The sequence below is a fragment of the Pedobacter sp. R-06 genome, from assembly GCF_049913135.1.
In the GTDB taxonomy this organism is placed as follows: Bacteria; Bacteroidota; Bacteroidia; order Sphingobacteriales; family Sphingobacteriaceae; genus Pedobacter.
Genome location: NZ_CP183977.1, coordinates 4,062,179 through 4,076,471, shown reverse-complemented (window position 1 = coordinate 4,076,471; position 14,293 = coordinate 4,062,179). Strand labels below are relative to the sequence as shown.

The 14,293-nt window shown below is 39.1% G+C and carries 13 protein-coding genes; 3 read left to right on the top strand and 10 right to left on the bottom strand.

Annotation, left to right across the window (positions count from 1 at the left end):
• Nucleotides 1–26 precede the first annotated feature (26 nt).
• From ACN9MR_RS16185 to ACN9MR_RS16175, 3 genes are all read right to left on the bottom strand, one after another.
• Nucleotides 27–500: a TspO/MBR family protein gene (locus tag ACN9MR_RS16185; RefSeq protein ID WP_426325151.1), complete on the bottom strand. Its 474-nt coding sequence runs from the start codon at nt 498–500 to the stop codon at nt 27–29.
• A 44-nt stretch (nt 501–544) separates the two neighbouring features.
• A complete protein-coding gene (locus ACN9MR_RS16180) occupies nt 545–1,894 on the bottom strand; it encodes a M28 family metallopeptidase (protein ID WP_426325150.1) in 1,350 nt (449 codons plus the stop codon).
• A gap of 153 nt (nt 1,895–2,047) precedes the next feature.
• Entirely contained in the window at nt 2,048–2,668 is a 621-nt protein-coding gene (locus tag ACN9MR_RS16175) for a hypothetical protein (RefSeq protein WP_426325149.1), read from the bottom strand.
• Nucleotides 2,669–3,277: 609 nt separating this feature from the next.
• Here ACN9MR_RS16175 and ACN9MR_RS16170 point away from each other — a divergent pair.
• Together ACN9MR_RS16170 and ACN9MR_RS16165 are read left to right on the top strand one after the other, a co-directional pair.
• The gene (locus ACN9MR_RS16170) at nt 3,278–3,739 is read left to right on the top strand and encodes a response regulator (protein ID WP_426325148.1); all 462 of its coding nucleotides are present in this window, start codon (nt 3,278–3,280) and stop codon (nt 3,737–3,739) included.
• Nucleotides 3,720–3,911: a hypothetical protein gene (locus ACN9MR_RS16165; RefSeq protein WP_426325147.1), complete on the top strand. Its 192-nt coding sequence runs from the start codon at nt 3,720–3,722 to the stop codon at nt 3,909–3,911. The genes ACN9MR_RS16170 and ACN9MR_RS16165 overlap by 20 nt, the downstream gene beginning before the upstream one ends.
• Nucleotides 3,912–4,037: 126 nt before the next feature.
• Here the strand turns inward: ACN9MR_RS16165 and ACN9MR_RS16160 are convergent, their stop codons facing one another.
• Nucleotides 4,038–4,874, bottom strand: a complete 837-nt coding sequence (locus ACN9MR_RS16160; RefSeq protein ID WP_426325146.1) for an alpha/beta fold hydrolase — start codon at nt 4,872–4,874, stop codon at nt 4,038–4,040.
• Between the two features lie 155 nt (nt 4,875–5,029).
• On the opposite strand from ACN9MR_RS16160, the gene ACN9MR_RS16155 reads away from it, so the two are divergent.
• Complete coding sequence (locus ACN9MR_RS16155; protein ID WP_426325145.1) at nt 5,030–7,108, top strand: hypothetical protein; 2,079 nt, start codon at nt 5,030–5,032, stop codon at nt 7,106–7,108.
• Between the two features lie 166 nt (nt 7,109–7,274).
• Here ACN9MR_RS16155 and ACN9MR_RS16150 read toward each other — a convergent pair whose 3' ends face one another.
• From ACN9MR_RS16150 to ACN9MR_RS16125, 6 genes are all read right to left on the bottom strand, one after another.
• A complete protein-coding gene (locus ACN9MR_RS16150) occupies nt 7,275–8,312 on the bottom strand; it encodes an IS110 family transposase (RefSeq protein ID WP_426325144.1) in 1,038 nt (345 codons plus the stop codon).
• A 377-nt stretch (nt 8,313–8,689) separates the two neighbouring features.
• Complete coding sequence (locus ACN9MR_RS16145; protein WP_426325143.1) at nt 8,690–9,199, bottom strand: hypothetical protein; 510 nt, start codon at nt 9,197–9,199, stop codon at nt 8,690–8,692.
• The gene (locus ACN9MR_RS16140; protein ID WP_426325142.1) at nt 9,192–10,460 is read right to left on the bottom strand and encodes a hypothetical protein; all 1,269 of its coding nucleotides are present in this window, start codon (nt 10,458–10,460) and stop codon (nt 9,192–9,194) included. Before ACN9MR_RS16140 ends, ACN9MR_RS16145 begins: the two co-directional genes overlap by 8 nt.
• A complete protein-coding gene (locus tag ACN9MR_RS16135; RefSeq protein WP_426325141.1) occupies nt 10,457–11,746 on the bottom strand; it encodes a condensation domain-containing protein in 1,290 nt (429 codons plus the stop codon). The genes ACN9MR_RS16140 and ACN9MR_RS16135 overlap by 4 nt, the downstream gene beginning before the upstream one ends.
• 125 nt (nt 11,747–11,871) lie before the next feature.
• On the bottom strand, nt 11,872–13,080 hold the full coding sequence (locus tag ACN9MR_RS16130) for a glycosyltransferase (protein ID WP_426325140.1): 1,209 nt from the start codon (nt 13,078–13,080) through the stop codon (nt 11,872–11,874).
• 10 nt (nt 13,081–13,090) lie between these two features.
• Nucleotides 13,091–14,290: a glycosyltransferase gene (locus ACN9MR_RS16125; RefSeq protein ID WP_426325139.1), complete on the bottom strand. Its 1,200-nt coding sequence runs from the start codon at nt 14,288–14,290 to the stop codon at nt 13,091–13,093.
• Nucleotides 14,291–14,293 lie beyond the last annotated feature (3 nt).

Genomic DNA, 14,293 nt, shown 5'->3' with positions numbered 1-14,293 from the left:
CTTAAAAATAGGGGTTTTCTTTTAAATTAGTTCAACATGAAAATGTTATAAGTTAAAATTGTGGCAAAACTTACCCAAAGGAAATATGGAATAAAAATCAGTCCTGCCCATTTGTTTATTTTATAGAACATAGATGCATTGATAACAATGATGATCAACAGTAAAATAATTTCGGCAAGGGCAAAGCCTATTTCACGCAGGTAAAAGAAAATGAATGACCAGCCTAAATTTAAAATTAACTGGATAAAGTAAATGGCAACTGTTCGTGGAAAATGAACAATTTTGTCGCGCTTTATCCATACCAGATAGGCTGCAATACCAATAAGTACATACAACGTTGTCCAAACAGGGCGAAAAAGCCAATCTGGCGGGTTAAAAGAGGGTTTGTTTAATGTTGGATACCAGGTTTTGACAGATTGAAGAGTCGCCCACGCACCTAACGCGCCTATACCCAACGTGATGGCAATATTGATAACAAAAGCTAAAGGTTTAAATTTCATGCGTTAAATTTGAGTTTAAACAACAATAAAACCTAAATGTTTTATCATCTGCCAATGCCCGGCACTATTGGAAGGCTTTCAGTGCCGTCATTTCCAATACTTTGAACCGCAAATAAATAATTGTCTTTACTGTAGGGTAATCTCAATTCGGTGGCTGAAGTGAAAAATTTCTTTTCCCAAACGGCGCTGCTGGTTTCGCGCATTAAAACATAATAGCCCTTTACTGCACCATTAACAGGTGCTTTCCAGTATAAAAAGGTAGAGTTGCTCAGGTTTTTTACATCAACTTTTACTTCGGTAGGGCTTGAGGGCGCTTTGGCCAGATTGGCCAAAACCGCAATATTTACACCTGTATTTTTACGTAAATATTCGAAATCCATAAATTCCTGAAGGTCGCCATATCTAACGCCTTTCTCTGTTCTAAGGTCCTGGTGCTGGTGATCGAAGTTTTCGTTCATTTCGGTTATGCGTACGGCTGTAAATCCATTTTCTACGAATGGGGTATGATCTCCGCCACGGAGAAATCTATCGTTCCTGTAAATTAATTTAACTTCTAGCTGATCTACATAACGTTCGCCTATTTCTTTAACATATCTTGCCAACTGACGGCTTTTACCATCGTTCTCTAAACCAAACTGACGGATGCTCTTCGCATTTTTATCCAGATCGAAGCTGGGTAAGCCCTCACTAAATACACGTAGCCTGGTATTGTCGATGATTTGCGTTTCGCTACTGTTGTTGCTGCCGATCATATCATTGTTCAACATGGCATCTACATTCCAGTTTTCTTTTTTCGCTTTTGCAGCCATAAAACCAGAGCCTAATAAAGATTGTTCTTCACCGCTTACAGCTACAAAAATTATGGTGGCAGAAAATTTATATTGACTCATAATTCTTGCAGCCTCAATTACGCCTGCAACACCACTACCATCATCATTGGCGCCGGGTGCATCACTGGTTCTGTTCATTACATCGGTAACACGGCTATCAAGGTGCCCGCTCACCACATAAACACGTTTGTCGTTTACATCAGTGCCTTTTAGTACGGCTATAGCATTGCCCAAAAGTGTAGGCTGATCTACTCTTTTGCCATCGGGTTTAAATGTAATGGTATCCAGGTATGCGGTAAGCCTGCCATCACTTTGCCTGGCAAACTGATTAAACTTATTTACGACCCAATTTCTGGCAGCCCCAATTCCTTTCGTTTTACTTTTAATATCACTAAGCGTATTTCTTGTTCCGAAAGAAACCATTTTACTGATATATGATTTTAGCGAATCCTGGTTTACAGCCTTAACCATTTTATCAATATCCTGATTTCGGTTAACCACAACCTGTGCCTGTAGAGATAAACTTATGGTAACAAAAAGTAGGGGTATGTAGATTTTTCTCATCTGTCGGTTTTTTCAGGAATAATGATTTTATTTAAAACGAATATATTGAATGATTCCTTGAATACAGGCGGTTTAAACCTAATCTCTTGTAACATTTTGGGCATAAAAAAAGCCCTTCGAAACTAATCAAAGGGCCTAGGCTTAATTTTAATATTACCTTGCCACAGTTAATGCAAGTTCTTGTGTCCGGTTCCAGTTACCAAAAGCTTTTTTAGCTGAAGCTTTGGCCGTATTTAATTCAATATCTCCGGCAATAGTTAAAAATGTTTTTTCTGGAGAAAGCTGGCTATAAAAGTTTTTAACATCGGCCAAGGTTAATGCATTAATCGAATTTTCATTTACCGTTTGGTCATAATCGTAATCCTGAAGTTTTAAACTGGCAATTAATTTAGCTTTCGCTGTATTGAAAGTTTTTTGATCGAAGCTGGCATTTTGAATTACCGAAGCCATTGTTGCCAGGTCTTTCTCAAGGTCAGCATTTACTGTAGCCAACTTACCGCTGTTATCTTTAAAGCTAATATTTGAGTTTTTATTTACGTTTTCGTTTAAAACCGCATTCAATAACTCCACTATACCATCTTTTTTGCCCTCAAAGGCCTTAGTATCTAAGGTAAAGCTAGAATATGCTTTTGGCGAACGTTCATTTTCCGAAATAATGATGTTCATGCCATTCTTAAGTTTATAGCTAACAGGCTCTTTAAAGTTTTGGGCTTTTGCACTATAAACCGATAAGATACTTAATGCAGCGAATGCAATTGTTTTAATGTTGTTCATTTTGTTTTTTTTATTTTTTGTGATTGATGATTTCTGTTTAATGCTTTGATAATCTGCCTCTGAATGCTTGTTTTGACTGTTTCAAGTCGTTGGAAAGGCGATAATTTTAGACGAATGGGGAAACGCGCGCTTAGAAAATGTGGGTATATTTTTTACAAATATATATTTTATTCATTTTGTTCATTATTTATTTGTGAAAATATTCCTCTGGGTTATGCTTAGTTTTAGTAAGGGATAACCTGATCATAATGAATTGTTTAGTGGATACATTAGCTATTTGTTTTGAATAACCAATAGGATGTTTGTTTTTACCAGGCATTTGGCCATATTAGGCATGCAAAACTGCTCCATATTAATTATCTGAAGATACAAGGTGATTGTGTGTAGATTTTTTGAATGAAAAGTATATTCGGTACTCTTCTTAAAATCCTATTAAACAAGCTGCCAGAACAGGTTCTTTCCGTGTAATCCGGTCATTTATTATCAATGTGGGCAAAATAGATGCTGTTGAAGGGATACTTCGGTATGCATAAAAATTGTCCCCCCTTATCTGATGCTTATAAAATGATCCTGAATAAATGAATGCAAACATTATAACGAATGCAATTGATGAAAGCGAATAAAGCAAGTGATAAGGAATTGAACAGCATAGCTGAGGTTTTAATTGTGGATGACCACGCAACAGATCAAAAGCGCTTATCAGATTGCCTTAAAGAATACGATATTAGTTTTGTGGTTGCTGTAGATACCAACGAGGCCGTAAAAACTTTAGCAGACCATACTTTTATGCTGGTCTTGATCGCAGCTGAGCTATTAGAAAATGATTCGTATAAAATTGTAGAGAAAATACGGGCCTATTCGTCTTCTGATGTTTCAATTGTAGCTATAATTGAAAAAGATTCAGATGAATTAAAAACACAGTGCTTTAATGCAGGGCTGGATGGCTGTTTTACCAGACCCATCTCGAGAATTGAACTGGTTGGTGTTTTGACCCATTTTTTATCAAATGATGTATTGTCGACCAAAAATATTCAGGTTAAACATGAGTTAGATGGATATGGTGCTATTTGATTTGGCCATCTGTAAGCAGGGAGATATTGCCTACGAAAGGGAAATAACAGGGAAATTTAAAAAGCTATTGCACATAATGCTTTCAACCATTTATGTAATTGGGGTAGGTCTTAAACTGAGCGCAGGCCTGCAAGCTATTGAAGATGATGGTTTAAACTGCAGATCAGTATAGGTATCGGGCAAGCCTGATTACGATGAACTGCGAAAAGGCTAAAGAAGAAGCACAGGTTTTTTTAGAACAATAACCTATACTTTTTCTTTGCCAGAAGGCTTTTAATTTACTGATTGCTGAAAATTATTAGGAGGCATAGAGATGATCAGATGCCGATTTTAAACTTGTTTCTTCAATAAAATCTTTTATTTCCCTGATAGTTTCCTCCGGTTCGCTAATGTGCGGAAAATGCCCTGTAGCTTTCATTACAACCAAAAAATTCTCCGGGGTATTTTTATGGATAAATTGGCCGGCTGATAAAGGAGCCATCATATCATTCGTACTTTGCAGGGTTAGGCTTGGCACTTCGAGATTTTTTAATTTATCTCTGTAATCGGCTTTAAAGGTGGCCATTGCAAAGGCCAGGGCAACATCAGGGTTGGTGGCTTCAAAACATTCCTGTAAAAAATCAGTTAATTCGGGTTTGGAAGGGTTATCCATTACCAGCGGTGCCAATTGTTTGCTCCAGGCTACATAATCATCTGCAATGTGCTCAAAAATGGTTTCAATATCTTCAGTATTAAATCCACCGATATAATCACGATCATTTAAATATCTCGGCGAAGGGCCGATAAAAACCAGTTTTTTAAATGCTTCCGGCATCTGTAATGCGGCAATCATGCCAATCATGCTGCTTACCGAATGACCAACAAAAATAATGTTGTTTAAATCAAGTGCTTCTATGATATCGATTACATCACAGGCATATCCTTCGAGTGTAGCATATTTTCGTTGATCGTATTGGCTGAGGTCCGAATTACCTGATCCAACATAATCAAATAGTACGACTTTGTAGTCTTGGAGAAAAGCATCTGTTATAAATTTCCAGGAACTTTGCGCACAGCCGAAACCGTGGGCAAATACAATTACCTGGCTACCTTCGCCAAGGATTTTTACGTTATTTCTGATGAGTATAGGGTGCAAAATGTTTGGTTTTAAATCCAGATTAAGTTAAGTAATGTTATTTATTTTTTGGAAAAAAATAAATAATGAACGAAATGCATTACTGATTAGCCAATTTTATGTTTTGCACTTAATTGTTATCTTGCGTTATATCTGTACTAAAACGATTAAGTTGTATGAGAAACTGCATTCCTATAATATTGATAATATGCTTTTCAGCATTTTATGCGCAAAGCCAGGTAAACCTAAAAGCATTTAAACCCAACGGTGCCACAGTTTCTTCCAATCAAAAAGAACTTGTACTTACCTGGCCGGCTGGCAAAGGAACCTCAGGTAAAATGATTTTAGACCTTGATCGTACCAAACCATTGTTTAAAAGTTTATTGTTAGGTAAGCAGGGCGCCTTAAAAGAAGTTGCTGCTCATCTCGATCCTGCATTTGTGCTAAGAATAGGTAAACGCACCTTAAGTCCAAACAGTGGGGGCTGGGATGTTTTTTTCGATCGGGTCCCCACAAGACCATATACCACAAATGTTGTAAAATTCGAAAGAGGAGCGGCCAGTGTTTCTACGAAGGGCTCGCAAACTGTGGTGCGAATAAATGGCGTTCAGTGCGAAACCTTTAGCGGTGCTTTAGAAATAACACTTTACAATGGAAGCCCTTTGTTTAATGTGGCTGCAGTAGTATCAACCCCAAAAGATTCTACAGCTATTTTGTATGATGCCGGATTAACGAGCAAAAAAGACGCCTGGGCCAATATTGCCTGGAGTGATGTAAAAGGTAATCTTCATACTGAGAAAGTTGTTAAAACAGATGCGAGTAAAAATCTTGAGGTAAAATACCGTACCGTTATCGGCGAAAATACAGCAGGAAGTTTGGCGGTTTTTCCTGCGCCGCATCAATATTTTTATCCATTGGACGAAGCTTTTAACCTTAAATTTACCTGGAAAGGAAGCAACTATTTAAATCTGATTCCCGATTTTGGTATCGGCATCCGCCAGGATCCATTGGGCGATAAACGTTATGTGCCCTGGTTCAATGCACCACCAAATACCCAACAGCGCCTTAATTTTTTCTGTTTATTGAGCACTGGGAAGGCAGGAGCAGCGTTGGATGAAGTTAAAAAGTTTACGCACGATGATACTTATGCGCCCTTGGCAGGTTATAAAACAATGGCTAGCCATTTCCACAATGAGTTTATTTCTGACGTAGTGCTCAGCGGAAAAGCCGTTCCAGAAAAGCCTGAATTTGTTGAGGTGTTGAAAAAGGCGGGTTTAAATATTGTTAAGCTTGCCGAATTTCACGGGCCAGGCCATCCTAAAGGACCAGATTCTGTTCGTTTAAAAGAATTAGATGCCTTATTTAAACAGACTAAAAGATTATCTGATCCAAATTTTTTATTGTTACCAGGAGAAGAAGCCAATAATTTTTATGGTGGACATTGGCTGGCATTTTTTCCTAAACCAATTTATTGGATTATGTCGAGAAAAAGCGATCTGCCTTTCGAAACCAACGACCCTAAATATGGTAAAGTTTATCGCATTAATGATAAAGCAGAAATGCTTAAATTACTGGAACAAGAACATGGCTTAGCCTGGACTGCCCATGCCCGAACAAAGGCTTCCACGGGTTACCCGGACAAATATAAAGAAGAAGACTTTTTTAAGTCGGAGACTTTTATGGGCGCCGCATGGAAAGCTATTCCCGGCGATCTTTCTTTACCAACCTTAAGTAAAAGGGTATTGAACCTGATGGATGATATGGCCAACTGGGGGTTGAAAAAACACATTATTTCAGAGGCTGATATCTTTACCATTACTGAGCAAAATGAAATGTATGCACACTTAAACGTGAATTATTTACAGCTGGATAAGGTACCTAATTATGCCAATGGCTGGCAGCCTGTTTTAGATGTAATGCGGAAAGGCAAGTTTTTTGTATCTACAGGTGAGGTGCTGATCCCGAGCTTTAATGTTAATGGAAAAGGCGCAGGAGAGATTTTGAAGGTTGATAATAACGGAAAGGCAAAGATAAACATACAACTCAATTGGACATTTCCTTTAAACTTTGTCGAAATTGTATCGGGTGATGGAACGAAAGTTTACCGAAACCGCATTAATTTGAATGCTACACAGGCTTTTGGCAAAAAGGATTTTAGTTGGCCGGTAAATTTAAAAGGCCGGCATTGGGTAAGGGTAGAGGCCTGGGATATTGCAGCCAATGGTGCTTTTACACAAATGGTTTGGTTGGAATAATGGCTATACCTGAGATTGTCATTTCGAGCGGACCCGATAGCTATCGGGTGCAACGCGGTCGAGAACCCGAAGATTCTGTGTTTATACGCAAATAATTTTTAACTTTATTTATTAAAGGCAGCTCTAAGCTAGCTTCATTAGGGCAGTTCATTTTTTAATGGCTGCTCTAACCATTTATTACCTCTTCTATCGCGATCTTATTATAGTCAATATCAAAGCGTTTATTGGTTTTGTATATGGTATATATAAGTCCGAGTATTTTTTTTTGTACGGCCACCACTGCCTTCATTTTGATCCCGTGTTTGGACACAAGGCGTACAAATATCGCTTTATGGTTTGCATTGTGCCTTATGGCTGTTATTGCCGGCATATGCATCGCTTTCCTTAAATGCCTGTTACCTCTTTTGGATATCTTTGGTTTTCCTTTTACAGAGGTTCCAGATTCCTTTAGCCTTACATCAAGCCCGCTATAACTTATCAGTTGCTTTTTGTTTTTTATCAGTTCAAATCCATTTGTTTCTGCAAGGGCAATTATGGCCGTTAATTTACCTACCCCAGGTATTGATGTGATAAGGTCTATCTTCTTAACCAGTTCTGCATCCTCTTTTACGGTTTTGGAAAGCTCGGTTTTGATCTCCAGTTCCTGTTTATTGATGAGCTGGATACGCTTGGATATTCTTTTTATACTGCCCTGGTTTGGGAATTTCTCCGACATCTCGGCATGTAGCTGATTTTTCAGTACTGTTCTATCGGCGATTAGCTGGTCTCTTTCACGGGTAAGTTGCTTAAGGTTTCTGAATATTTTTTTTGGTTGTAACCAGTCTTCCAGTTTCCGTTCCAGTCCAAACTGACATATCGCCTGCGAGGCGGTCCTGTCTGTAATTGTCCTTACATCCAATGTTCTAAAATAATTGCTGATCTTGTTTGGAAGTACAATACTGATCTGTTTTTCCTGATCTGAAAGATAATAAGCCAAATGTTCATGATAAACCCCGGTTGCCTCCATTACATATCGTACCTTAACATCTTTCACCGTCTTTTTCTCAACCCATGAGGTAAGGCTGCCAAAACCGGCTACAGTATTTGCAAATATTTTATAGGCATATATATCAACGCCTGTGTCGTGGTTCATCCTGCCGAGCGAGACCACTAATTCATTTTGTGCTACATCAATGCCTACAACCTGTTTTACAATTTCTGCCATAAATTTTAATTAAATTAGCAAAAGTGAGTTGTCTCCCTTCATCTTCTCTCCTGATTGGGTATCCTGGCTATACATCAACATATGTACGCCTTACATTCTGTTCAGACTCTAAAAGACAAGAAAGAGTGAGGTGCTATCTTCGGGAGAACATGCTATATAAAAGCTGTTTAGGCTCAGATCCACTCTCACTCTTTTTCACTTAAGTATTCTAATTTATCTCTTTTTCGATTTGAGAACAAACATAGGAGGCTCAGCGAAGCTAAATCTATATTTAACAGATCTCTCTCCCGAAAATTCGGGACTACGCTTCAGTCGAGATGACGACACGCTTTTATTCTCATAGCGTTCAGAATGACAGCAGTTTTTTCATACTGATACTATACCGCATCATCTTTAAACCTTCTAATGGCGAGATAAAAAAAGGTAATGGAATATAAACCAGCCAACAATCCCGCACATATAGCCGATGGGGTAATTCCAAAATCGTGATTTTTAGGGAAAGAGAAGTGCAGTGCGAGCATCAATGCAAATACCACCACAATGCTGTACAAACCATTTAAACCTGCTTTTTTCAATATAAAAGGATAACCTGTAATTTTTTCGTCTACCTTATAGTTAATGGCACCGGAGTGTTGCAGCAGCTTTATTTTTTTTAAAATATCGAGGGTAACCATAAAGGGCAGGAGCAACGACATGGGCAATAAAAACCTGGCCAGATTTTGCTCTCCACTAAATAAATGCACCGAGTTTTGCGCTTTAAAAGCAAAATATGGCACTACAGTATTCAATACCGTGTTTGGGATAAGGTGTATCAGCAGGTTTTTGCGCACAAACTTTCGCCAGTTCGACACTTTTGCCTGCTCATCATATTCCACTTTATCAGACATTGACCAATTCATTTAAATTTTCCTTAATCAGTTCCATCACCCTGTCTTTGATCTGCCAGGCTTCAAATTCCCGAAGGAATGATTCATTTGACATAAAAGAGAAATCCAGCTGTCCGTTAAAAGTGCTGCATACTAAAGTATTGGCATTTTTCCACGGGAAAGCAACCGTAGGACTATAAATGGTTTCAATAGAAAAATTCTGATAATCCTTAGGGATGTTTAAAAGCCCCATGTTGCTGAGCGTCACATCGTGTGTGCCCTTTGTTGTTTTCAAAAAGCCAATCATTTTATTTACTGATGAATGGAAATATTCGCTCATGTTTAACAGGTCGTGGACTTTCATTTCTGCTACTTTTGCTTCCAGATCGGTTTTTAAGGTTCGGGTTTTTGCCCAGAAATCATTTTCGCCCTGCGCTAGTTTTAACTCTACAATGGGTGCAAAGGCAAACATGGTATCTTGTTTTATGGCCTCTATAAACCGCCTGATATCAACCGGGCAGATCACTTTGCCATGGGCTTTGGTGCCTTGTACATGTTTAAAAGCTTCCATAAAGGCCACACAGATGATTGCATGCACGGTTGTGTTTTCTTTCTTACACTTAATTAACAGGTTTTTGGTATCCTCTGCACTGATTTTCCAATGAACGGCGTAATTGCTCCTGTCTATATTATTGTTCGAAGTAGATTTAAAAAAGAAAAACAAACGGCCAAGCGCTGCAAAAATTTTTCCTTTAAAATGGCCGGCCTTACTGATTACAAAATCTTCTGGTAAGAGGTCGCGAACAGAAAGAAATGAAGGATATGGAGCCAGGCCTCGTTCAGGATCATCAATCAAAGTCATCAGCTCCCGCATTAGATTTAAAATGGTAGTTCCATCGCAAATACAGTGTGGAAGCACAAGCAAAAGGTCTGATTCGGTTTCTCCTTTTAACCAAACTAACCTGGCTAATGGCTCGTTTGGGGCATCAAAAAGTTTATACCATTCTATTTTTGATTGTTTTAACCAATCCTCGTCTGTTAAACGATCAGCAATTCTAACGGGTATTTTGCTGATGTTTTCGTTCCGTACGAAGTATGGCGTTTTGCCTGTGGCATCAATATTCATTTGCAGCAGTGGATGTTTCTGCTGGATTTTAAACAGTGCCTTGTGCAAATTTTCTTCATTGATTTTACCCGAAATCCTGGCGCCAAAAACACAGTTTAGCGGTGTTTTGGCATCAACGTGCATTATTCTTTCGCCTAAAATTAATCTTCTTTTCATGCAGTTGCAGTTAAAATCCCGATTGGTTTTTCAACCTGTTCTTTAAGGATAGCTATTACTTTTTCTTTTATAGCCTGTGCTTCTACAAATGGCACATAACCTTCGCTAGCCACAAAGGTAAAATCCATTTGATTGCGGTAGGTGGATACAATCATGGTGGTGGTGTTACCTAAGGGCCCCATTACCGAAGGACTGAATATGGTTTCTACTTCAAAGTTTCGGTATTGGTAACCGATGTCTATTTTGCCCAGGTTGGAAAACATACAATCATTACTCGATTTTCCATATTTTAAGAAATTGGTGAAGTTGTTTAACGCAGGGTGACAAGCTTCCATCATCATCATCAGGCTGTAAGGATTTAGTTTGGCCGATTTATCGTTCACCTCTTTTTGTAAGGCCTTCACATTATCAATAAAGTTTTTTTCTGGCAACAGGGAAAGTACAATCATTAATCCGAAGGCAAAAATGTGGTCTTTTTTAATAATCGGGTTAAAGTTTCTGATATCAACCGGTAATGATATTTTGTTAAATGCTTTTTCTTTTCTCACCTCTTTAAAGGCCGTTAAAACTGCTGCACTCAACAAAGTGTTTACAGTGAACTGATTGGCTTTGCAAAACTGGATGAGCTGTGTAGTGAAATTCTGATCGAACTTCCAGCGCAGCATAAAATCTTTTTTTCGTTCAACGGCTACTTTTTTGATCGGTATGATCCAAAGTGCTAAAGTGGCAATTTTGCCGATCAGTCCGTTTTTGGTTCGGTTGCGGTAACTGTTTAGTACCTTTTTCGGAATCACATCCTTTATACCCATAATTGGAATTTCTTTACCAATATCGGTATCAGGCTCATCCAAAAGCTGAAGCAATTCTGTTAAAATAGAAAGTGCCGAAGTGCCATCGCAAAGACAATGGTGATATACCATCAAAAATTCGGATACGGCTTTACCCTTTACCCATGTAATGCGGCAAAGTGGTGCAATGGAGGCATCAAAAACGGTTTTCCATTCATAGGTAGATTCCTCCTCCCAATGTTCATCATTTAACCTGTCTACAATGCGAATGGGGATGCTAAAATTTTCAGTAAGATTGGTTACAAACCAAGGCCTTTTATCTTCGTCAAAACGTATCGCTGCTGTTAACCAGGGGTGTTTTTTCTGGATTTTGAATAAGGCAAACCTTAAATCGTCTTCTTTGATTTCTCCCCTGATTTTGAAAGGTATTACAATGTTAAACGGGCTTTTTCCATCACCGTATAACATCCTTTCGCCAAATAACAGTTTTCTTTTCATTTTTTAGTATTATTCTGATAGAAAGTCGTCATCTCGAGCGGAGTGCAACGCAGTCGAGAGATCTTTCTGGATAGATCTCTCTCGAAAATTTGGGACTGCGCTTCAGTCGAGATGACGGTCGAGGTTTACAAACTGTTGGTTTCCACAGCTTGTGCTGTTTTTGCGAAGTCTTCCAACAATTGTACAGCCTTATCATTGCCACCGGATGCGATAAATGTTTCTTTTATTTTTTGTGCGGCCTCGCGGTATTTCGGGTTTTCTAAAAGCTCGAAAACAGTATCTCTTAAATCGCTGATACGTAATCGTTTGTAACGGATGCTTACTCCACAACCTGCTTGTTCAATTAGTTTTGCAGTGTGAAAATGATCATAGGCGATGGGCGTGATCAACATCGGTAAACCGTTTGTGAAAGTATCGTTTACAGTATTAAAACCTCCGTGACAGATTACCGCATCCATGTGTGGCATCAGCTCTGATTGCGGCACAAAACCGTTTACGATAAAATTATCAGGCCATTTTTCAAAAATATCAGGATTGGTGGCTGCAACAATGGTTACGGGCTGGTTTTCGAAAGCAGTAATCAGTTTCTGGAAAAATTCTTTACGGATGTTAACCAGCAAAGTACCCAACGAAACAAAAACTTTAGGGGTGGTGGCTTGACTTAAACGTTCCCAATCAAAAGGGGCTAAATTTGGCCTGCCTTTTACCGGGCCAACAAAATGCATATGCGGTGGCTTGTCTTCGAAACCTGCAAAAGCCTGTGAGGTAAAAACCATATTCAACTGGTGCGAATGGATGTGGATATCATCTCTATAAATGCCTACTTCTCTTTGTAAACCTTTAATTAAGTTTTGTTGCCATTCGAATATTTTGGGTGCACTGTTAGCCGTATCGCCCATTACATCTGGTGGTACTGGAGTAGTGGTAACAGATGGTATGCCTTTTAAATGTGCACTTAATGCACCAGCAAAGGTAATACAGTCATTAATAATTACATCAGGTTTCCAGGCATCAACAAAGTTGTTCAGCCCTTTCATCATCATTTTGGCAAAAGGAACATAGGTTTCTTCGAGAGCCAGTTTCATCACCTCTGGGCCAGAGCACGCAGGACCATCATCCTGACGTTTTAAAATGCGTTGTATTTCATCAGCATATTCTGCCAGATCTGCTTCAGGGTAAATAAATTCGCCACCTTCAGGTAAATGTACCTGCGCAAGTGGGGTAATACCCAGCCATTTTACCTCATGGCCGCGGGCCAGCAAACTGGCGCCAATACTTAATGTTGGACTGATATGGCCAAAAAAAGGCGGGACAACGAAAAGGAATTTTGACATAATGTATAATTTAACTGATGAATACGTTTGAGGTTTTGTTGCTTAAAGCTTCCAATAAATCGGCGGCACTTTCTGTTCCACCAGCCTGGATAAAAGATTGTTTAATCTGTTCTGCAGCAATTTTATAACTTTCGTTCTGCAGCACTTTATTTACGGCTTCTTTAAGGTGATTAGCTTTAAAACGGTTAAAGTTTAAACGCTCTCCGGCGCCTACCCTGAAAACACGTCCGGCAACATGGCTTTGATCGTATGCTATTGGAATAACCACCATGGGCAGGCCATTCATCAAGGTTTCGCAAACGGTATTATGTCCGCCGTGGCAAACCACAGCATCGAGGTGAGGCAAAAGTTCTAATTGTGGTACCTGGCGCTGCACCGTAAAATTGGCTGGCCATTCCTCAAATAAAGCAGGATCTGAAACGACAACCACATGTAAGTCTTCATTAGCGAAAGCCTCAATTACCTTGGCAAAAAAGGCTTTTTTATGCTCATGATCGAAGGTGGTACCAATGCTGACCAATATTTTTGGTTTGCTGGTATGAAATGCTTCCCAGCGGAAAGGAATTGTAGTTTTGCGGCGGTTAAAAACAGGACCTACAAATTTAAAATGCTCGGGTAAATCCATTTCCCCGAAAAAATCTCTGGAGGTAAATACCAAAGTGGCAAGATCAGAGCAGGCAATAGAATCTTTAGTATTTATACCGAATTCTTTTTGCAGGGCGACAATCTGATTTACTTCCCACTCATGCACTTTAGGCAGCTCATCCATTACTTTTATGGCTGCTGGTGCGGTAACACAGGTAACATAAGGATAGTTTTTATTGCTTGCGGCAATTGCTCCGGCAAACATTTGATGATCGGTTATTACCATATCGGGTTTGAACTGATCTAATATATCGGCTATGCCATCATAACTGTGCCTGTTAAGCGGAATTAGTACTTCCTCGTACAGAAATTTGATGCTATCGATGCCGTAAACAATCTTTTTGGTGATGATGTCGAGGTATTTTTCTGAATCTTTTTTCTGCTGATCGTTTTGGTCGTAACTGATCAACAGCAACTCGCCTCCAGCAGGAAGTTTATCGCCTAATGACTCATCTAAAGTAATCCATCCTACACGGTGGCCTCTTTCAAGCAAGGCAGTACCCATACTCAGTGTAGGATTAATATGGCCAGTTAGCGGAGGAACAACAAATACAAATTTTGCCATAGT